Origin of the sequence: Cytobacillus sp. NJ13 (assembly GCA_030348385.1) — a bacterium.
Lineage (GTDB): Bacteria > Bacillota > Bacilli > Bacillales > Cytobacillaceae > Cytobacillus.
The window spans coordinates 4,054,600-4,076,287 of sequence record JAUCFP010000006.1 but is presented as its reverse complement, the minus strand read 5'-3'; the positions used below and the strand labels follow the sequence as shown (position 1 = coordinate 4,076,287).

The 21,688-nt window shown below is 39.1% G+C and carries 20 protein-coding genes, 1 pseudogene and 1 riboswitch; of the genes and pseudogenes, 5 read left to right on the top strand and 16 right to left on the bottom strand.

What is annotated here, in order from left to right; genetic code table 11:
- Window positions 1–756 (bottom strand): NRDE family protein, encoded by a 756-nt coding sequence (locus QUF73_20160; GenBank protein MDM5228444.1) that lies wholly within the window; start codon window positions 754–756, stop codon window positions 1–3.
- A 235-nt stretch (window positions 757–991) separates the two neighbouring features.
- Window positions 992–2,092, bottom strand: coding sequence for an AI-2E family transporter (locus tag QUF73_20155; GenBank protein MDM5228443.1), 1,101 nt, complete (start codon window positions 2,090–2,092; stop codon window positions 992–994).
- A 263-nt stretch (window positions 2,093–2,355) separates the two neighbouring features.
- Between QUF73_20155 and QUF73_20150 the strand changes: the two genes are divergently transcribed.
- A complete protein-coding gene (locus tag QUF73_20150; GenBank protein MDM5228442.1) occupies window positions 2,356–2,493 on the top strand; it encodes a hypothetical protein in 138 nt (45 codons plus the stop codon).
- 258 nt (window positions 2,494–2,751) lie between these two features.
- Here the strand turns inward: QUF73_20150 and QUF73_20145 are convergent, their stop codons facing one another.
- From QUF73_20145 to QUF73_20115, 7 genes and pseudogenes are all read right to left on the bottom strand, one after another.
- The gene (locus QUF73_20145) at window positions 2,752–3,078 is read right to left on the bottom strand and encodes a twin-arginine translocase subunit TatC (GenBank protein MDM5228441.1); all 327 of its coding nucleotides are present in this window, start codon (window positions 3,076–3,078) and stop codon (window positions 2,752–2,754) included.
- A gap of 69 nt (window positions 3,079–3,147) precedes the next feature.
- Window positions 3,148–3,348: a twin-arginine translocase TatA/TatE family subunit gene (locus QUF73_20140; GenBank protein ID MDM5228440.1), complete on the bottom strand. Its 201-nt coding sequence runs from the start codon at window positions 3,346–3,348 to the stop codon at window positions 3,148–3,150.
- Between the two features lie 18 nt (window positions 3,349–3,366).
- Window positions 3,367–3,543 carry a hypothetical protein gene (locus QUF73_20135; protein ID MDM5228439.1) on the bottom strand — a complete coding sequence of 59 codons (177 nt, stop codon included), beginning with the start codon at window positions 3,541–3,543 and terminating at the stop codon, window positions 3,367–3,369.
- Window positions 3,544–3,696: 153 nt separating this feature from the next.
- Window positions 3,697–5,130, bottom strand: coding sequence for a DUF839 domain-containing protein (locus tag QUF73_20130; GenBank protein MDM5228438.1), 1,434 nt, complete (start codon window positions 5,128–5,130; stop codon window positions 3,697–3,699).
- A 494-nt stretch (window positions 5,131–5,624) separates the two neighbouring features.
- Window positions 5,625–5,921 carry a YrrS family protein gene (locus tag QUF73_20125; GenBank protein ID MDM5228437.1) on the bottom strand — a complete coding sequence of 99 codons (297 nt, stop codon included), beginning with the start codon at window positions 5,919–5,921 and terminating at the stop codon, window positions 5,625–5,627.
- Window positions 5,922–6,233: 312 nt separating this feature from the next.
- Window positions 6,234–7,124 (bottom strand): annotated as a pseudogene (locus QUF73_20120) (LCP family protein).
- A 69-nt stretch (window positions 7,125–7,193) separates the two neighbouring features.
- Window positions 7,194–8,576, bottom strand: coding sequence for a glycosyltransferase family 2 protein (locus tag QUF73_20115; GenBank protein ID MDM5228436.1), 1,383 nt, complete (start codon window positions 8,574–8,576; stop codon window positions 7,194–7,196).
- A gap of 1,469 nt (window positions 8,577–10,045) precedes the next feature.
- On the opposite strand from QUF73_20115, the gene QUF73_20110 reads away from it, so the two are divergent.
- The 3 genes from QUF73_20110 to QUF73_20100 all read left to right on the top strand — a co-directional run bounded on the left by QUF73_20110 (window position 10,046) and on the right by QUF73_20100 (window position 12,620).
- On the top strand, window positions 10,046–10,225 hold the full coding sequence (locus QUF73_20110; GenBank protein ID MDM5228435.1) for a small acid-soluble spore protein H: 180 nt from the start codon (window positions 10,046–10,048) through the stop codon (window positions 10,223–10,225).
- A 151-nt stretch (window positions 10,226–10,376) separates the two neighbouring features.
- A riboswitch (TPP riboswitch) is annotated at window positions 10,377–10,491 on the top strand.
- Window positions 10,492–10,643: 152 nt separating this feature from the next.
- Window positions 10,644–12,428: a phosphomethylpyrimidine synthase ThiC gene (gene thiC / locus QUF73_20105; GenBank protein MDM5228434.1), complete on the top strand. Its 1,785-nt coding sequence runs from the start codon at window positions 10,644–10,646 to the stop codon at window positions 12,426–12,428.
- 21 nt (window positions 12,429–12,449) lie between these two features.
- Entirely contained in the window at window positions 12,450–12,620 is a 171-nt protein-coding gene (locus tag QUF73_20100; GenBank protein MDM5228433.1) for a serine protease, read from the top strand.
- 646 nt (window positions 12,621–13,266) lie between these two features.
- Here QUF73_20100 and QUF73_20095 read toward each other — a convergent pair.
- From QUF73_20095 to QUF73_20065, 7 genes are all read right to left on the bottom strand, one after another.
- Entirely contained in the window at window positions 13,267–14,460 is a 1,194-nt protein-coding gene (locus tag QUF73_20095) for a PDZ domain-containing protein (GenBank protein ID MDM5228432.1), read from the bottom strand.
- 176 nt (window positions 14,461–14,636) lie between these two features.
- Complete coding sequence (locus QUF73_20090; GenBank protein ID MDM5228431.1) at window positions 14,637–16,088, bottom strand: S41 family peptidase; 1,452 nt, start codon at window positions 16,086–16,088, stop codon at window positions 14,637–14,639.
- 266 nt (window positions 16,089–16,354) lie between these two features.
- A complete protein-coding gene (locus tag QUF73_20085) occupies window positions 16,355–17,695 on the bottom strand; it encodes a peptidoglycan DD-metalloendopeptidase family protein (protein MDM5228430.1) in 1,341 nt (446 codons plus the stop codon).
- Between the two features lie 157 nt (window positions 17,696–17,852).
- Window positions 17,853–18,746 (bottom strand): permease-like cell division protein FtsX, encoded by an 894-nt coding sequence (gene ftsX / locus QUF73_20080; GenBank protein ID MDM5228429.1) that lies wholly within the window; start codon window positions 18,744–18,746, stop codon window positions 17,853–17,855.
- Entirely contained in the window at window positions 18,736–19,422 is a 687-nt protein-coding gene (gene ftsE, locus QUF73_20075) for a cell division ATP-binding protein FtsE (GenBank protein MDM5228428.1), read from the bottom strand. The genes ftsX and ftsE overlap by 11 nt, the downstream gene beginning before the upstream one ends.
- Before the next feature lie 377 nt (window positions 19,423–19,799).
- Entirely contained in the window at window positions 19,800–20,153 is a 354-nt protein-coding gene (locus tag QUF73_20070; GenBank protein MDM5228427.1) for a c-type cytochrome, read from the bottom strand.
- A 52-nt stretch (window positions 20,154–20,205) separates the two neighbouring features.
- Window positions 20,206–21,072 (bottom strand): YitT family protein, encoded by an 867-nt coding sequence (locus QUF73_20065; protein MDM5228426.1) that lies wholly within the window; start codon window positions 21,070–21,072, stop codon window positions 20,206–20,208.
- Between the two features lie 286 nt (window positions 21,073–21,358).
- Between QUF73_20065 and QUF73_20060 the strand changes: the two genes are divergently transcribed.
- Entirely contained in the window at window positions 21,359–21,688 is a 330-nt protein-coding gene (locus tag QUF73_20060; protein MDM5228425.1) for a hypothetical protein, read from the top strand.

Genomic DNA, 21,688 nt, shown 5'->3' with positions numbered 1-21,688 from the left:
TTAATTTTGAATGATAAACTCCTGGTCCTGCGGGCTATCCCCAATATGTACCCTCTCCTTAAAAAAAATCTCATCCTCTGACATAAGCATCACTGTTGAACTCCTGGTTCCGTAGCCTTCGCTTTTGATAAATAAAGGAGACAGAATCCGCTCCCACTCAAATGATACTCCTGTTTTCGGAAGCATGTCATCAGGGGCAGGGTCTGCATTCTGGAGAAGTGTGAACAAGTCTTCTGTAAAGTTCCCAGAAGCATGATCTATTAGCTTAGATAAGCCCTCCTTCCCCTTTTTCACCTTAGGCCACCCGGTATTCAGCACATGATTGCTGACCCCGTACACTCCTGGTTCAAGCTGCTCTATTCTATCTTCCACGTTCGAATAATAAAAGAGCTCTTCCAAATTGCCCGCAAGCAGATTGTAGCCGGGATAGCTGCTGCGATGTTCAGATGCTATTTTCACAAAATCAGCAGGCGAAGCACTGCCTTTCAAAAAATCCGCCACCAGATCTCCTCTTGACCTCTTGCCATCTGTCACATCATTCGGATTGCGGTAATTTGTCAGAGCTGCAAACTGTCCATTCTTTGTGACACCCATCCACGTCCCCATCTTGCTTAAATCGCGTCCAGCCAGAATAGCAGGATGGTCCTCCCAAAAATGGGCCGGTGCAGTCGGGCGCTCATAAAATTCATCGCGATTAGCGGCAACGATAAGCTTGTATACAGGATGGACTTTGTATGCGAAAAGGATTAAGCACATTTAGATCACTGCTTTCGTTTTATTTATTATTTTAGCTTTTCGGGAGAAAAAAAAATACCCGATTTAATTGTGTGAACTATTAGATAAATTCTAATGCATGTTAGATAAAATAGAGATCATGCCAGATAAATCTTTTAACATGCTAGAAAAACCCAACAAGTTGTAACATATTTGATAAATCATGTAAGATAAATCCAGAAAAAAAAGCCCCTTCTTTAAAAGGAGCTTACTCAAATTAAGTAACCGGTTCTTCTCTCGCTGTCTTCCTCGCCCTTAAAAACCTAACTGTATTCAAAACAATCGTTTTGGTCACAGCATAGGTAGGTATTGCCAGGATCATTCCGAGGATACCGGCAAGATTGCCTGCAACCAGCAATAAGATGATGATGGTGGCCGGATGTGTGTTTAAGGTTTTTCCCAGAATCAGCGGTGACAGCACATTCCCCTCTATCTGCTGGGCAATCACTATGACTACGACAACCAGTAAGGCTTTAGTCGGCGAGTCAAAAAGTGCGACGATTACGGCAGGTGCGCCGCCAAGAAACGGGCCGACATAAGGAATGATATTGGTTATGGCAACAATAAGCGCCATGACTAGCGCATATGGCAAATCGATGATTAAATAGCCAATAAACGAAAGGGTTCCAACAAATAATGCCACTGTAATCTGCCCCTGAATGTAGGAAGAAAGAGTCTCTCCTGTTTCCTTAAGCGTTTTAACACCCTCTTCTCTGTAAGAAGCAGGAAGAAACTTTGAAACAGCAGCAGGGAACTTATCTCCATCCTTAAACATATAAAACAGCAGGAATGGCACCGTTACAATTGTTATCGCAATATTGGTGACCAGGCTGACAATTCCTGCTACCCCCTGCGTCACACGGCTAGGGAGGGTATTGGCATATTCCATAATGCGGGCTTCAATTTCTTCAAGCAATATGTAGTCCTGCGTCAAAAACCATTTAAACTCTTCAGTGTTAGACATTGAAGTAACAAAGTCTTTTGTCGTTTTCGCATATCCCGGCAGGTCGTTGAATAATTCAGTCACCTGTCTGCTGATAAGGGGAGCGATGTTGCCAATAACCAGCATTACCAACCCGATAACAGCTGCATAGATGATTAATATCGCTGCCGTTCTTGGCACCTTGTAGCGCTGGAGCAATCTTACCAACGGACTCAATAAGAAATAGAGAAATCCCGATATAATGATTGGAAAAAATAATGTTGACGCAAAAATACCGACCGGTTCAAACAGAAAGGAAATTTTCGTTGATACATAAATGATTGTTAAGATAAGCAGCAATTGTAAAGTCCAGAACTGCAGTTTTTTCTTTGCCACAATGTCACCTTTTTCTTTGAATGGATTATCTAAAGGATATCATATTCGCGTGTTTACTCCTAAGAAGATGCTACTTCTATTACGAATAGGAATTGAAAAGGTTTCGGAAAAAATTATCCATATTATTAAAAACCACACATCCTCAAATTAGATATATTCACTCATAAACATCTCAGTTTTTGGTTTAATCCTGCTTGATGAAGGGTATAAAGAACTATAATCCCAAACATCCCTCCCCTTAAAAGCCAGGAGTGAACAGACACATGAGTACAATAGACATTTTCAAGAAGGAACTCGTATTACTGACAGGGGAAATGAATCGCTGTAAGAATGTAAAGATAAAAAAACAAATTTTTAATGATATTCTTCTTATCCAGAAAGCAGTGCAGAACTTACTCTAAGCTGCTCATAAATTAGAATCCATCTGCCTTTCCTTCTCACTTGAAGAACAAAAAACCAGCATCCATGGCTGAAATACTGGTTTTAGAAGTTATTTTCAAGCTTACTTTAATGTTTGGTTATTTTCCGGAATGGCCCCTTATAATATCACTTTTGATATATTGTACTGTAATTCTTAATTTCACGGAATTAGATACCTGCTAACTTGGATTAATTAGTTTTTTTAAAACAAACGGAATAAATTTTTAGTAACAACCTTCTTAAACTATAGCACCCTTTACTTTAAGTACAACCTTTTTTTCTTTTTCCGATAATGCAGGACGGACAAAAAGCCAAATCTGATGGGCAGCTAATGGTATCGTACCTGCTAATGCAATCACAGCTGCAAGCATTAAATAAACCCACAAAATATCACTTGGACCTAGAACTGCTAATTTTATTGATAAATCTTGGATTAACCAATGATAAATATTCTTTACATAGATTAAAGCTAAAATTACTAATAACATAAAACTTCCAACGATAATAATCAGACGTTTTCGCAATTCACTTAAGTGGTCCACAAGATTCATCTCTTGTATATCCATTGTATCATCTCTAAAAAAAGAAGATAAAAGCATGGAAGCTACCTACATCTTCTAATATATCTTATTTGTTTAGGCTTCTTTTCTTTTTTGTGTTTCGTATTTGTCTTTCTTTGACTCATCATCTGATACTAACTCACGTGTTGATTTTTTAAACTCTCTTAAAGTAGATCCAAATGCACGACCAATTTCAGGTAGCTTGGATGGACCAAAAATTATTAAGGCAATGACTAGAACAAGAATTAAACCAGGAATCCCTATATTTTGTAACATTTAAATAACCTCCATCGTTTAGATAGCTCTTTTTCTTTGTGGCATAAAATTATATAATTTATAATCTGCCTGTTTACCACAAGCTTGGCATTTTACCTCTTTAAGTACTTTATTATCATTTGAGATAGATTGAATATGTGGAAGAAAAATCATTTTTAAGGCTTTAGAAACATGTTGTTTACAAACTAAGACCACATTAAAAGCTCCTTCCATAGAAAGAATTATAGGTTATCTGGACATGTGATCCCAGATGGTGTCCACCTGCAACAAATTACCTGGAATGTAAAAAAAGATGTAAACCGTATAAAGTGTTAGCTTACATCTTTTTTTGGTAACCTGAAAAACAATTTAACTCATTTTTACTCCATGGCGCTCAAATGCTGCCGCTTCTAGAATAGACATACCTTGTGCTTCGGCAACCTGAGCCACTTTTTCAGAAACTTGCGGTGCAAGATTCGCTGGAGCAGCATAGGACATTTCCCTTGCGCGCGCAGAGTTTCTGCGTTGGAACGGTCCCCAAATGGCAAAGGTTTTGCCTGGGCTTTGAATATTTACAAAAAGTGTATTACCATCTGGTGAGAAGGTTGGGCCAGCCAATTCAGAATCACTTAAACGGTTTGCCGCAAAGGGATAGACCTTGCCTTCTGGGGTAATTCCCATAAGGCGATCTTGTCCAGAACCATCTTCTGCATACCAAAGGTCGCCCCATGGAGTACAGCAGATATTATCCGGATATTCCATTTCTCGTGCATCATTACCCTCATAGAAAAGCTCCATTGTATTAGTGTGAGGAATATAACGATAAACGCGTCCTAGTTTTTTGTCACCGGCAGAGGTGTCATCGAACCAGAAAACTCCTTCTTGGAAGAACGCTCCCTCAAGTCTAGAGAACTTAATGCAATTTTGAGCATCAGCGTCTTCACGGCACAAATGAGGATCTACTTCCTTCCAAACAATTTTAAATGTTTGTCCTGTTTTAAATGTGCTTGCTGATGGGTCAGTTACCGCTTCAATCGCAGCCGCATACAGCTTACCGCCTTTTTGTAACGCCCCCGGCTTTTGGCTTAAGTCATTTGGGATAAAACGGTATAGGTAGCTTGGGCTTGAATCTTCGGTTAAGTATACATATCCTGTTGCAGGGTCAATTGCACAGGCTTCATGTGCAAAACGGCCCATTTCCTTGATTGGAGTTTTGGACATTTCGTTCTCTGGCTGTGTCGGGTCCACTTCAAATACATATCCGTGTGTTGCGGAACGGTTTTCTTCACAAGTCAGCCAAGTGTCCCAAGGTGTCGCTCCACCAGCACAATTTCGAATGGTACCTGAAGAAGTTACGTATTCTTTCATAACTTCGCGATTTGGACCTACAACTAGAGCAGTTGTACCACCTTGAGCAGCCGCATCATAAGGATTGCTTCCAAATGCTGGACCTGCCCCTAACTCATGATTACGAACAAGAATGGTTGTATTATTTGATCCTTCAAAAGCCGCCATTCCATCAAATGCTCCTGGGATTTTTCGCCCATCAGTCATTAGGTCGCCTTCTTTGGATATAATTTTGTAGTGGAAGCCTTCTGGAAGATCTAAAATTCCATTCGGATCTGGAACTAGAGGACCATACCCGCCAAATCCGCTTGTTGGATTATCAGTAGCATCAGCTAAGGCTTTTGAACCGAGTGATAGTACCCCAGTGGATCCAAGAGTAAGGGCAAGTGTACTCATTCCTCCCGCTTTTATGAAATCTCTTCTGTTCATACCGTTTTTAGAATTTTGGCTAGTCATTAACTTCATCTCTCCTAAACTTTGCATTTTAAATCTATCAATAGATTAAATGGAAATTGTTAAGGTAGATTTTAAGTTTTGTAAAAATTCAGTATTAAATTATTTAGGACATTTGCAGAAATGGCTTCTCAGTTATTCAACTCCCCCTTATATACAGTATGATTTTCCACCGTATTCCAATCCTTCTTTCACTAACCTGCCCCGTTTATTAAAAAAGAAAAAGCCACCTGATTTGGCAGCTGATCTTGAATATAAGGACCCTTTAGTTGAGTGTAATCTTTCACATTCTCTGCAAAGGTTTTTAATATAAAGATAAATTTATCCCTTTTTTAAATAGTTTGGTTGTTTAATCCTTTAAGCTCTTCTTCAATTCTTACTGGGTCTATTCGTTCAAACAATGGTTCTACTTTTGACAAATGCTGCGATTTTACAACAAACGCTCTCATTCGTTTCTTTCGCTTTTCTCATTACCTTTACGCAAGGTCAATGTATTATTACTGTTTTTTATCATTTTCATAAAGTACTTCAACTTTGGTAGGTTTGTAACCTGCACCGTCCACCCATGAGACGTAGACTCGATAGTTATCGGTTTGTGCTTTATTAGTCACTGTAGCAATGACACTATTTGTGCCATTACCACCCACCCACCATAGGATCATATCATTTTTTGATAAGCCAGCCCCTTTTGAAATTGCTGTAGTCATTTCTTCCCAATCCTGTGATCCTTCATCAAAAGTCACTCTAGTATGGTTTTCCTGACTGGTAGGGACTGATGGCCAATTTTCAGTAATTACTTTATTAACATTTGACTTGTCGCTATTCTTGACGGTTTCTTCTTCTGAATATTTATCCCCATTTTCTTTTTGTTTATCTGACCCTTCTTTTTCTTTAGCGGAATCAACTGTTTTGTTATCCTCCGATTCCTTAGAGCTTTCTTCCTTTAATTCGTTTGTCCGCGTATCTTTTTGTTTAACCGGCTTTTCTTTTTCTTTAGTGGAATCATCTGGTCTATTTTCACCCGATTCCTTGGAGCCTTTTTCCTCTAACTCATTTGTCTCATTAACTTCTTGTGATGGCTCTTTACCAGGATCATTATTATAGACCTCCAGATGTTTTTTCAGGTTATCAGAAATTTCATGTAGTTTTTTCTTATCGGGCATATAATAGTAAGTACCCTTTATTGTTTTATCTGTTCCTTCAATTTTGTGCTGCTCTATGTTTTCTCGAGCACCCTTATAATTTGATTGAATTTTTAACATCTCATTTAAATTCATGTTTGTTTTTACATTATCTTTAAGAACTTTGACGATTTCGCCAAAGTTCGTGATAGAGGATAAACTTTCCCCTTTTTGCATTAAAGCTTCAATTACTTGGCGTTGGCGTTTTTGCCGGCCGAAATCTCCTCTTGGGTCTTCCTTTCTCATTCGGGCATATAATAAAGCTTCATTCCCATCCAATTTAAGCTGGCCTTTTGGAAAGTGCACATTCCCATAGGTAAAATCTAAATCATTATATACCTCTACCCCTCCGACTGCATCAACAATACCTTCAAAACCCTTCATATTAACTTTGACAAAATAATCAACGGGGACATCTAAGAGGTTTTCAACAGAATTAAGGGTCATCTCTGCCCCTCCTACTTGATAAGAACTGTTGATTTTGTTTAGACCTCCTTTTATGTTTGTATATGTATCACGGGGAATACTGACCATATGCATTGATTCGGAATGAGGATTAATGGTTAATAGAACCATTGTATCGGCTCGGCCGCCTATTTCACCTGGTCGAGAATCAAGTCCCATTAACAGGATGGTTATTGGATCACCATCCTTAAAGTTGATATTTTCCAGACGTCCTTCAAATTTTTCATTCCTGTCGACCTCTTCGTGAATACTTGCTCGAGTTGACGTAACAAACTGAAATGCAAAACTGACGACTCCTAAGATTAATACTGTAAAAGAGGTTAAAACTAATAGCAGAATTTTTTTACCCATTATCCAATCCTCCACAATAAAACCTAATCACCTTTTTTGCTGCAATTAGTTTTTAAAATTAGCCTGTGACTATGCGGCAGGTTTAGAGCCCTCCTGGTGATAATTTCGTCCTGTCCGAGTGACTTTGTTCCATTTTTTGTTGAAGAAATAAGAAATACTTCCATACATGACAAAACAAATCGTTACAAATCGATAAATAAAAATATCAAAAAGGATGGCAGAAAATATTCGGAAACCATCTCTTTTACGAAATGTAAACCCGTAAAATTTTCCTTGGCGGATCGCTACCAGGTCGTACAAAAACCCAACTAAAAAAACCCAAAACATATAGAAAAACATTAAATAGGTATTTTGAGGGTCTTTTATTATGTTTACAATCACTATCCCTGTCATTAAATAAGAAGCAAGGGTACCTACTAGAAACGACTCAAATATATAAAAAAAGGAAACAGGTCTAGTAAATAAAGTTTTTAAAAAGAAGGACCAGAAATGAATGATGCAATCTATATATGCTTTTTGCCATCGTAAACGTTGTTTGGTTAAATCCTTCCATGTTTCAGGTAATTCTGTATAGCCCACTGCATCTGATATAAAACTAATTCTCAAATTTTTATTTTTTGCTATAAGTCTATGAATACGCAGCGTGATATCAATATCTTCTCCTATGGTTTTCCGGTAACCGCCTACATCCAGAAGGGACTGTTTTCTGAAAATACCAAATGCTCCTGATATGACAGCTAAAGCTTTAAAGCGTACAAGAGATAATTTTGAAATATAGAATGCTTTTAGGAAATCCAAAACTTGAACTCGAATTATCATGTTTGTAAAACGCAGGGATAGTCGATTTTTATGTTCATTTATCCTTGTTTGCAAAACATGCACCATCCCGCCAGCAGCAACAACATTCCTATCTTTAAAGGTATCGTTAACAGCAAATAATGCATTATCTTCCAAAATAGTATCAGCATCTAGGGTGACAATAAGATCATGGTTTGAATAATCAATCCCTGCATTTAAAGCATCGGCTTTTCCGCCATTCATCTTATCTATGACATAGAAGTTAGGGTAGAGTTCAGATTGGTACAAGCCCTTAACTTTTTCATAAGATAGCTTACAGTTCTGAGACATGGAACATGCTTTCAATTGCAGCGATTTAGTCAAATAGTTCATTGTATCATCTGTAGAACCATCATTGATATAAATGACCTCCAATTGAGAATAAGGTAATAATCTCATACTCTTAATTGAAGTTTCCAGAATACCTGTTTCGTTGTAACATGGAATTATAATGCTTATTCCTTCTTCTTCTTCATTCCCGAGCATCCTTTTTTTCAGCTTGGGGTAACGATTGGACCTTTCTTCAGGTTCACGGAACCATGGTAAACAATGGTATAAATGTAACACCGAGAACGTAACACTTAAATAGAAAAAAACTGTGATTAATATATTCAAATAAAGACACTCCTTTACTAAATAAAAAACCTAACCGCATTCTTTAGCACTAAAATAAATTGACATAACGAAATTTTTAAAATGGGTGCTTATAAGGAGAATATAGTGGAAAGTATGTAAGGTACAAAAATATAAAAGTTCTTAGGTACCAAACTTTCGCACCTGAAAATGTTTATATTTGACCGTTGTAACACTCGGAGCCGGTGAAGTCACGAAGCCGCACAGATAGATAGATAGATAGATAGATAGATAGATAGATAGTTACTTTTAACATATCGCTTAATGCCAAGGGTGCTCCCCTCTTGTATCAGGTTTATTTTTATTCTCAGTTCATCTTTATCTAAAAGTGTTTAAACAGCAACAAACTCATAATCCTCTGTAGTAAGCCGTCACTGATTGGCGGAAGGCCATAACTGTTTCAAACTTCCTTGCTGCATGGCAGCTATGTTATGGGCAGATTCAGGATAATAGCAATCCTTTTACAAAAAAGAAAACGCCCTCCATATATGGAGGACGAAAAATCATCGTTAATGAAATGATAGCATACCATTCAGACATAACAACACTGTCTTAATCTCTATAAAATAACTTACTTTGTTTAGGGCAAACTATTTACCTTAGGGAATACTTTTCCTTTTTTGTCTTAACTCTAGGCATTTTAAAATATCACTATTTTACCTGTAAAAATAAATAATCCTTTAGAAACTTGTAAAAATTATGCAATATTTTTTTCAATGCAATCAATTAATAACTATAATAATGGACAGATTGCATTTTCCTGTAATACCCAAACGGAAACTGATATGAAAAAATAACATTCTATCAGTTATTAAACAACGAACAATAAGAAAAGAGTGTCTCTATTAGAGAAGAAGGGCTTAGGGCGAAGCTAAGAACTTTTATCCATATATGACAGCTAATATGAAAGAAAAGACCTACCTTTCTACTTTCAACGGCTTCCATTTTGGGGTGTATAGCTATAAAACGCAAAAAACTCATCAGAAATTAGCAAGTTTTTGCTTCTTTTTGAAAAAAGAAACTGACATCAAATGTAATTTTTCATAATCTTTCGGAATGGAACATTGTGATATGGGTAATTTTCCCTTTTCACAATTCCCCGGAATGACTTGAAAAAATCATCAATTTTTCCACTTTTATTCATAAACTTGCGGAAAAAAATATTTTCCCATTTTTAGTACACATTAAATTAAATGTAAAATATTTAAGACCATTTTCTTCTTGTTACACAATCGCGCCCGATTGCGGAATATTAAAAAATGTGAAGGAGATGCAAAAATGGCTCCTCAGTTCTTTTACTAAAGAACCCTTGCCTTATTTAAATCTATTGTTTAATAGTTATGGCGAAAATCAACTTGAACTTGGAAGCAAGCATTTTCAATTACAACAAGTATATCTAAGTTATTTGGAACAAATATTATAACTATTAAAGTCAAAAGGAGGTGGCTACAATGAACGTACAACGAGCACAAGAAATTGCTTCTTCGCCAATTATGGCTAATGTAACCTATAATGGAGAAGGCATTTACATTGAGAACGTGGATGAACAAAATGGAACAGCTACAATCCATTCCCTTGATGAACCAAATAATAAACAAAGTGTTTCTGTAACAAGCTTGAATGAACAGTAATTTATCAAGTAATTCCCCATAATAAACCTCCACCTTCGGGTGGTGGTTTCAGTCTACTCTAATGTGCATCTTTTCCCAGCCTCATCCCCTTAGCCTCTAAATTTTCCTTTTATTTTAAAGAAGTCTCATGTATACTAAAATCAAATTGAATAGAAATAACTAGGGGAGTCCAATAAGTTGGGCTGAGAAAGAAACACGTTGAAGTTTCTTGACTCTTGGGACCTGATCTGGTTCATACCAGCGTGGGGAAGTTAGAATAATTATTGTAGCAATACTACTTCTGCATACATATTAGCCGGGTCCAACCATTTATTGGATACCGGCTTTTTTATGTACTTCATAAGCTTTATAAGCTTTCCACTTGTTGTGTTCTATATCTTGTCCTTTATATTCAAAAAAGGAGAGATTTATTATGTCAATGTCAACAAATTCATCAAATGAACAAAGTATTTCCATCATGTCTAATTTTCCGGGAAGCAAAAAAGTATATGTAACGGGCTCTAGATCTGATATTAAAGTTCCAATGCGTGAAATCGAGTTGAGCCCGACAACTGGTACGTTTGGAGAGGCGGAAAATCCTCCCGTACGTGTGTATGACACTAGTGGACCTTATACAGACCCAGATTGTTCTGTTGATATTACAAAAGGTCTCCCTGCCCTCCGCAGTTCCTGGATTCAAGCACGTGGAGATGTTGAGGAATATGATGGTCGGGATATTAAGCCTGAGGATAATGGTTATAACGATGAAAACGATCCTCGTGCCAATCATAACGTGTTTCCAGGTTTAAAGCGGAAACCGTTACGAGCAAAAAAAGGGGAAAATGTCACACAACTTCATTATGCAAGAAAGGGAATTATCACGCCTGAAATGGAATTTATTGCAATTAGAGAAAATATGAAACCCGAATTCGTGCGTGATGAAGTTGCATCGGGTAGAGCGATTATTCCTTCTAATATCAACCATCCAGAAGCAGAGCCTATGATTATAGGCCGTAACTTTCACGTTAAAATTAATGCAAATATTGGAAACTCCGCTGTTTCATCTTCTATCGAAGAAGAGGTTGAAAAAATGACCTGGGCCACACGTTGGGGTGCTGATAATATTATGGATTTATCAACAGGGAAAAACATTCATACAACACGGGAATGGATTATTCGTAACTCATCGGTTCCTGTAGGCACTGTCCCAATTTATCAAGCACTTGAAAAAGTAAATGGAGTTGCTGAAGATCTTACCTGGGAGGTTTACCGAGATACCTTAATTGAACAAGCAGAGCAAGGTGTTGATTACTTCACAATTCATGCTGGAGTTCTTTTACGATATGTCCCGTTAACAGCAAAACGTTTAACAGGTATTGTATCCCGCGGCGGGTCTATTATGGCACAATGGTGTCTACACCACCATAAAGAAAGCTTTTTATATAGTCACTTTGAAGAAATTTGCGAAATTATGAAATCGTATGATATTGCATTTTCTTTAGGGGATGGTTTACGTCCTGGATCTATTGCAGATGCAAACGATGAAGCACAGTTTGCAGAGTTAGAAACTCTTGGGGAGTTAACAAAAATTGCTTGGGAGCATGATGTACAGGTCATGGTTGAAGGACCAGGACATGTACCAATGCACCTGATTAAAGAAAATATGGATAAACAACTAGAAGTGTGTCAAGAAGCACCATTTTATACACTTGGTCCTCTTACAACAGATATAGCTCCTGGTTATGATCACATTACATCTGCTATTGGAGCTGCAATGATTGGTTGGTATGGTACAGCCATGCTATGTTATGTGACACCAAAAGAACATTTAGGGTTACCGAATAAGGATGATGTTCGTGAAGGGGTTATAACTTATAAAATCGCAGCACATGCTGCTGATTTAGCAAAAGGACATCCTGGAGCACGAATAAGAGATGATGCCTTATCAAAAGCTCGTTTTGAATTCCGTTGGAGGGATCAGTTTAATTTATCTTTAGACCCTGAACGCGCAATAGAATATCATGATGAAGCTTTACCTGCGGAAGGTGCAAAAACGGCACACTTCTGTTCAATGTGTGGACCTAAATTTTGTAGTATGAGAATTTCTCAAGATATTCGTAATTATGCAAAAGAAAATAAACTTGATACGAAGGAAGCTATTGAAATTGGTATGAAGGCAAAGGCTGAAGAGTTTAAGCAATCTGGCGGTAACATATATCAGTAACATTCTTAGGGGGTTATTAGGGTGAAGGTAGATAAAATTGAAGAGGAGATTAATCAATTTAAAACTCACCTTGCTTTTTTGGAGAAACGTTTAAAAGAGATCCAGCAAAATTGTGATCATCATTTTTGTAAAGGAAATCAATATTATGAAAAATGTATCAAATGCAATAAAGTAAATGTTTTATATTATTAGTAATAAAAAGCCTCATAAGAGACAAAACTTAGAGATTCCTCAAGAAACCTTGCCTTAATTATTTAGTTGAGGCAAGGTTGTTTAACATTCTATATAAAAGACATTCTTATTGAATTAAGGGTACTTCGTTCAATAAAATTATTTTTACAAAGGAAACATTTATAATAACCCTTTTTCAATCTGATCCAATACAAAAAGAGAAACATCATCATCCATAAAAATTTAAGCTGATTCAAAAGGTCATTTTTATCTTTTATACAGAATTTTATACATCTCATACATTTCATACATCAACGTTTTCGGCTTCTTCAGAATCCTGTTAGCTACATAAAAAAGTGAGTTTTATGAAACCTCTTAATCAATATAATGGCCCGATAGTTGGAGATATCCATGTATTTTTTTATCATACCTATTTTCTATAGGTAATCTATTAATAAAATGATAAATATTTTCGTCATTTCTTGTTTTACTGAAGGAAAGTAACTTAACCATCACCCCCATATATAAAGATAGAGAAACGACTAAATCGTCTCTCTTAAAATTACTCAGTTAAACTTTATCTTCATATTATTTACCATTCCGAAGGATTATGAAAATTAATTCCAGAAGATTATGAATGTATTCCGGGAGATTTTGAAAATTCACATCAAACCGCTTCACTATCCCATTTCTTCTCTTCCTGCACAAACAGCAGCCCAAGTTCGTGATGATCCCCTTCATAAAGGGCACGCTGGACGAACCGGACTTGGCCGTTCACGTCAAAAACCTCGAGTTTGCAGTGAGCCCCGTTCTTTTGCAGCGCTTCATAGAAGCCTTTTTCATCATGGATCTTCACACCATTGACTTTTGTAACAACCTCTCCCACTTGAAGGGACATTTTATCAGCTGGTGAATCCGGAACTACTCCAAGAACCATGATTCCCTGATTGCGCTTGGAAAAGTAAAACGGTGCCTGGTCCTCTGCCATTCTCTGGCGGAGAGAGATGAATTCACGCCCGATGATAGCAAGTGCAGCTGCACCCACAGCTGCAAGCGGATACCAGTAGCCTGCAGTTGAAATCAGCAAAAGAAGTACGCCAAACACGCTGATTCTTTGTCCAAGCAGTGCTGTTGCCTCTTTGGGAAGCGTGCCTTGGATTCGCTGGTAAAAACCTATCGAAAAAGGGACCAGAATGAGCGAATACGTTTCCCCGCCAATCGGGATCGCTGGCCACCAATCAAATGGCAGCTGCAGTGCCTGACCCGGAATAAGCAGAAACACAGGCACCATCCAGAGTCTTTTTGATTCATGAATGCCGATTGTCTGGCCCCGTTTACTCTTTACAAGCCTGGGAGATGTGCCTTTCCGTCCGTTTCTTATAATCAGGAAGCCTTCTGCTATAACAAGAAGAGCAAGGAGAACAGCGATGGATGGAAAGATGGAAGAGTCAAGATCTGCTGCCGTCTGGGCGAATGATGGCAATGGCCATTTCTGTTCAGCAGCAAACATTGTTGCGAAAAATGCAAAGCCCAGCGTATAGACAGGCGCCATCCATCTCACTTTTGCCGTAAAGCTCCACAGGAACGTAAGAGCAGCAGTAAAAACAATCGTTTCCACTGGTACGGCAAGTCCTGCTCCAACCATCACAACACTCACTATTAGACCTGCCAAGATACCCAGAGGAAGAAGCTGCCTAAGCTCAAAATAAGCATTTTTCACACGAACTGAAAAGTCTTTGCGCTCACGCTTTACACGGGAAACCCCCAAAAATGCAGCCGCAAAAAACAGGTAATAAAATACCGGGTTCAGCAACAGCTTTCCCGTTCCTTTTAAAAACTCAAAAATCCACTCCTCTATCAAACTTGCCACCAGCCTCTATTAATAAATTCTCATGAATTATGTAACAAACTGAAAACTCTATTACTCTATATTCTACCAAAAGCGCCTTCCAAAACCTATCACAATCTGGCTCAAATACAAAAATAGCAGAAGGAAAATCCCTCCTGCTAATGAAAGTTTGCTATCGACAAAATTTTCTATTTTGCAATATATCTCAGAGCCGTTTGCAGTTGAAGGTCATTCTGCTCTTTTTTCATTTCTTCAATGGCGGCTTGTTCGAGCGCTGCTGCTGTTTTCTTGTCTATCCGGCCGGTTGTTTCAAGCTCTTTTTGCTTCTGAAATGCTTTTACAGCTGCTGCAGTGGAATCATTGAAGTAGCCATCTTTCCGTCCTGGAGCATATCCAAGACCTGCCAGAATTTCTTGTGCATTCTTCACCATTTCATTATTCATATCGATTGCCAAAGGCTTCTCCACCTGTAAAGGATGTGTTTGGTAGATGTCTGGCTGTTTGACCTCGAGGGTTGGCTTTATTCCCTTGTTATGAATCCAGTTTCCGTCTGGTGTCAGCCATTTAAACAAAGTAAGCTTGATATTGCTGCCATCTCCAATTGGAACTGGCTGCTGAACAGTGCCTTTTCCAAATGAATTTTCACCGATTATAGAATAACCCTGCGCTTCCTTTAAAGCGCCGGCAAGAATCTCCGATGCAGAGGCACTCCCTTTATCTACAAGAACAGCAATCGGATAGCTTTTAGGCTTTTCAAGTGTGGAGAAATACCTCATTTTTTCTCCATCACGTTTCTCTATCTGCAAATATGGCTTATCACCCGTAACCAATTCTTTCAGGATTTCCTGTACTGATGTCAGGAGACCTCCGGGATTTCCGCGCACATCAATTACAAGCCCTTCGATTCCTTCTTTCTCCATTTCACTCAGCTGTTTTGCAAATTCCTTCGATGTATCTTCGGAAAATGAGGTGATTTCCAAATACCCTACATTTTTTCCTCTTTGCTTCTTGATTTCTGAGTAAACTGTAATCTGCGGGATTTCATCTCTTTTTACTTTTACCTTTAAAGGTTCCTTTAATCCCTGGCGCGCAATTTCAAGTTCTACTTTTGTTCCTTTTTTGCCGCGGATCTTCATGGTAGCTTTATATAAATCAAGACCCTTCACACTTTCCCCATCCACTTTTAAAATTTCATCCTTCGGCTTCAGCCCTGCTTTTTCAGCTGGTGAATCTTTAAATGGTGCAACAATGATTATTTTACCTTCCACCATGCTGACTTCTGCCCCGATTCCTTCAAAAGAAGATTCCAGTGTATCACTGAATTGTTTTGCTGTTTTTTCGTCCATATAAACAGAGTAAGGGTCTCCAAGGGTTGCAAGCATGCCCTGGATTGCTCCCTCCACGAGCTGCTTTTCCTCTACTTTTTCCACATAGCTATTTAAAATTAGCTGATAGGCTGTTTCCATTTTTTCGATTTTCTCTTTTTCAATTTGTGTTCCGTTCTCCTTAAAATCTATTAATTGATTTCCCGTTCCTGTCTGCGGAGTTTCCTTTGCCAGCCACTGCATGCCTGCATATGTACCGCCAGCTCCTGTCAGCAATGATCCCGTCATCAGCACGGCGATCCACTTTCTGCTCATCTTCATCTCCCTTTCTATTTTGCCGGGATTCCTGTTATTTCGGAGTACTGTTTTATCAGCTGCCTAACTCGATTTTAAGTAAATAAAACAACCCGCCAAGGGAAGCGGGTGTCTTCGCATATTTCATCCTATGTGGGGAATGGACGAGTTATGATTTCTTTTGCTTGAGACGATTTAAAAAACAAATTGTTTTATAGGATTAAAGACCCTCTTCAAGGGTAAAAGAAAAGTGGAAGAAGCTGAGCTCCTTCCACTTTCACTATTTTTTATAGAGGCACAATGCCTACTGGATTAATCGCATTTGATTTTGCAGCATTCCAAGAACCTCTGTGAAGTTCAAAGTGCAGATGCTGGCCATAAGATTGTCCAGTATTACCCATGATACCGATTTGCTGTCCTTTAGAAACAGTCTGGCCAGAGCCTACAGAACGGCTTCTCATATGAGCGTATACGGTTGTGTAAGTTTGTCCGCCTACAGAATGGGCAATGAAAATGGCATTTCCGTAGCTGCTTGAATAGTATGAACGGATAACGACACCATCTGCTGCTGCCACGATCGGCACTGTACCGCCTGATGCTATATCAACACCATAGTGCTCGCCTAATGAACGGCCGCCAAAACCTGAAGAAAGTCTTCCTGCAGCTGGTTTTGTCCAGGCACCGCTTGATACTGAAGGTGCAGAAACCTGCGGGCTGCTTGATGATCCGCTATCAGATGATGAGCTGTTGCCTGCTGATGAAGAGCTGCTCTTTTGAGCTGCTTTCTGTTTTGCCAATTCAGCTTGTCTTGCTGCCTCAGCTTGTCTTGCTGCCTCAGCCTGTCTTTCCTGCTCAAGCTTGATCGCTTTTTGAAGCGCCACTTCCTGGGCTGCAAGGATTTCATTTTCTTCAGCTAATTCAAGCTTATGAGCATGCATTTCCTCTTCTTCATGCTTTAGGGATGCAAGTAATTTATCTTTCTCTGCCTTTTGGGCATTTAAGCTCTTTTTCATGCTCTCAAGCTCGGCAAGCATTTTTTCTAAAGATGCAAGCTCTTCTTTTACCTGAGCCTGTTTCTTTTCCAGCTCGTCTTTATCCGCCTGATGTGCTTTTAGAATGTCCTGGTCAGCTTCTACGATCGTAGCAACTGCTCCAACGCGTTCAACAAAGTCTCCAAAGCTTTGCGCACCCATTAAAACATCAATATAGCTCACCATTCCGCCAGTTTCCTGGTAGTTGCGCGCACGGTCCTTTAATAGTTCGTTGCGCTTTTTGATGCGCTCTACTAATACTTTAATTTCGCCTTCAAGTTTTTCTATTTCCTTTTTAGTACCAGAAATTTCGTTGTTCTTTTCTTCAATTTTCGCTAAAGCATCACTGATCGCTTTATCCAGGCGCTCAATCTCACTTTGAACGGACTGCTGCTCGCCCTGGTTTTCGGTAAGCTTCTTATCTGTATCGTTAATCTTTGATTCTACTCCAGAACGCTGTTCATTAATCTTATCTTTTTGGCTGTTTAAGTCATTTAATTTATTTGCCGCAGACGCCTTTTCTAGGGGCAGTCCAACTGTTAGGCTGCCAAAACCTAAAACAGCAGCTAATGATAATGTGATGATGGATTTCTTCAATTTTCCGATTTCTCCTTTCAATGAACACCATATGTACAGGTCAATCGTTCTTTTTTTCATCTATGTCTGAAACATTTAACTCTGCTTAATCGTCTATTATTATGAGGCTTGAAGGCCCCTGGACAGGTTCCCCCCCGCAGGGCCTTCTAAGCTGGTTTTATACTTTCAGGAACTTTCTGACTGACATCAAGCTTCCCCATACACCAATGAGTGCACCCATCAGGATAATAAGTCCGGAAATCTGATAGACAAACGGACTAAATTCCAGCAGCTTGATAAAGTGTCCTTCAAGCTTTGGCGCCAAATAATCATAGGCATAATAGTAGGCTGTTGAAACAAGTGCAATCGGGATAATCGATCCAAGCAATCCAAGCCATAAACCTTCCAGGAAGAATGGCCACCTGATGAAGGCGTTGGTTGCTCCTACCAATCTCATAATCTCGATTTCTTTTCTTCGTGACATGATCGTAATTTTAATTGTATTGGAGATCAGGAACATGGCTGTAAATAATAGGCCGATAATCAAAACAAGGCCAACATTTCGGCCGGCATTGATAAAGTTGAATAGCTTTTCAACCTGCCCCTGCCCATATTTTACTTTTGCAGCATATTCCATTTTTTCAATCTGCTTCGCAGCTTTCATTGTATCTGCCGGGTTTTTCGTCTTTACGATAAATACATCGTTCAGCGGATTATCCTGTTCGAACAGTTTGAAGGCTTCTCCTTCTTCACCAAGGCTATCTATTAAACTATCAAGCTCTTTTTCCTTAGTTGAATATTCGACTGTTTTGACTTCGGGTATTCCTTCGATTTTTTGCTGTAAAACTTCCTGATCCTGCTCATTTGCAGCAACATCGATGTGAACGCGGATTTCCACGTCCTCTTCAATGGTTGTAGCCACCTTGTTGAGATTCATCATAATGACGAAAAATACGCCAACCAAAATGAGTGTTACTGTCACCGCACTTGCCGAAGCAAACGTCATCCATCCGTTTCGTCCGAGGCTCTTAAAGCTTTCACGGAAGTGCCGGCCCAATGTTCTAGCTTTCATAGCCGTAATCACCTCTTTGCTCGTCACGCACTATCCTTCCGCCTTCTATGGCAATTACGCGGTGCTTAATCGTGTTAACAATTTCTTTATTATGAGTTGCCATGACCACAGTCGTTCCTCTCGTGTTGATTTCGTCGAAGATGTTCATGATTTCCCATGAAGTATCCGGGTCAAGGTTTCCTGTAGGCTCGTCCGCTATCACGACTTTAGGAGAATTTACGATTGATCTGGCGATGGAAACACGCTGCTGCTCCCCGCCTGATAATTCGGTCGGAAGCATCCTAGCCTTATGCTTTAAACCTACAAGGTCCAAAGTTTCCATAACTTGTTTTTTAATATTCTTCGGATGCTCTTCAATGACCTCAAGAGCAAAAGCCACATTCTCATAGACAGTCAGTGTCTGAAGGAGCTTAAAGTCCTGGAAAACGACACCGATTTTACGGCGCATAAGCGGCACCTTTGCATTCTTTAATGAGGCCAGATTCACTCCGTCAATGGTTATCGTTCCGCTCGAAGGCTTTTCTTCCCGGTACATCATTTTGATAAAAGTGGATTTACCGGCCCCACTCGGTCCTACTACATAAACAAACTCACCTTGTTTAATATGGACATCAATCCCGCTGGCAGCTGTAACGCCATTGGGGTATCTCTTATATACGTCTTTCATATCGATCATATATATCACCTAGCATCTAGTGTGTATTAAGAATTAAAAAAGCGACGGCCTTTTTCGCTAAAAAACGACATCCTTTCGACATAGAGGATGACAAAATACTTGTAAATACTGCCTATTTAGCCATCTGAAATTCTCACACAACCCATTATAACATCATAAGTTGTCAAAATAACGGAAAAAATTATTACAGTTTCTTTTCAATCCGTTAACTATTGTTACTTTTTTCCTGAGTTTCATTAATATTCTAGGTATAATCTGCGGATTTTTCCTTCTTTTTGCATATTGCATTCACTCGATATTTGTCACTTATTGTCCTAACCAGCACGACAAAAAAATAAAAACGTCCTGATGAACAGAACGTTTTTATTTTGATCCTATTATTTCTTGCCTGCTAGCCAGGATGCTACAGCAGAAGCTTCTTCTCCCTGAAGCAAGCCTTTAGGCATAGCTCCTTTACCGTTAGCAATGGTGTTTTCAATATCTTCCTGCGATAGGCTGGCACCAATTTTATCTAGTGCAGGCCCTACACCGCCTTCAAGGTTTGCACCGTGGCAGCTTGAACATTTCTGTTCATAAAGCTTTTGTGCATCACCAGCGTCAGCAGTATCAGTCGTTGTTTCACCGCCGCCGTTTGTAGCAGTGTCCTTGTCTTCAGCAGCATCGTCTCCGCCGCCGCAGGCTGCAAGAACTAAAGATGTACCCATCAGTAATGCCAGTAGCTTCTTTTTCACCTATAATTCCCCCTCAGGAAAAAATACTAAGTACAGCTATATTATACCAACACTATGCTCGTTTGAAACCCTCGCCCAACACCTCGGAAGCATCCGTAACAATGATAAATGCAGTAGGATCAATGGTTTGAACCAGTTGTTTCAATTTTGTGAACTCCGTCTGGTCCACCACACACATGAGGACTGGACGTTCATGGTCGGTATAACCACCGTATGCTGATAGTTTTGTCACACCGCGGTCAATTTTATTCAAAATTCCTTCACGAACTTCACTTTGTTTTTCAGTAATGATTAAAGCCATCTTTGTCCGGCTGAATCCAAGCTGTATGAGATCGATTGTTTTGCTTGTCACATATAAGGCAATTAAGGCATACAGACCCTGTTCTATGTCAAAAATAATCGCAGCGGATAGTACGATCAATCCATCGATTATCGCTACACAAGTTCCAAGAGACAAACCTGTATACCTGTTAATTATCTGTGCTGCAAGGTCTGTCCCTCCTGTTGATGCTTTACCCCGGAAAACAATACCTAAACCCAGTCCAACGCCAATTCCGCCAAACAGAGAAGCCAGCAGCGGATCTGATGTCCAAGGCTCATAATCTTTTGTAAGAAAAACAACAAACGGGAGAAATATTGTACCAGCCAGAGTTTTCACCCCAAATTGTTTGCCGAGCAAAAGCACACCTGCAATAAAAAGCGGTATATTAAATGCCCACTGTACATATGCCGGCTCCCATCCAGCAACCGCATCCAGAATAGTACTGATCCCGCTTACTCCTCCTGACGCAATTCGGTTTGGAAGCAAAAACATATTAAACGCAATCGCCACAATTCCTGAACCTATTAAAACATATAAGTACTCCAGCAATCTCTCCGCTTTTGCACTATAAGTATATCCTCTTCTATTCTTGCCCATTTCTTCTCCCTCCGGTGTCCCGATCTATGCAGAATTAAGTTCATATTCCATTTTTACCGTCAGTGAGTATAGCATGGTGTCTGAGGCCTGTAAATGCCATTGAACTGCCGTATTAAAGGACTCTGCTCTGCCTTTCCATTATGTTGCGATAAAAGCGTTCAATTTATCATGCGATTTTAATGTGCGAAATGTTTATGAACATTGGTCCAGAAAGCTCTTAAGCAGTATTATCTTCAGCATGAAATTATGCTGCATGTGGTATAATGTCGAAAAGGAGGTGAGAAAAATGGAGAAGATTCTTAATGAAATTTTAAGTACACTGAAAGAACATTCAAAGAGATTTGATTCGATTGATCATGAATTTGCTGATGTTAAAAACAGGCTCGGGAATGTTGAGAACAGAATTGGAAGACTTTCTGAACAAATTGAAAATAATGCTACCGAATTCCGAAGCCATTTTAAGCATATTGAAACGAAGTTAGATCAGCACGAAGAGACTTTCCATGTAATTTCGGATGCTTTGAAGGGTACAAAAATAGATATTGAACACCTTAGTAAAAAAAGCGGAGTCCACGAAACCGAAATTAATCAACTCAAGAAACGTATCCACTCCTAA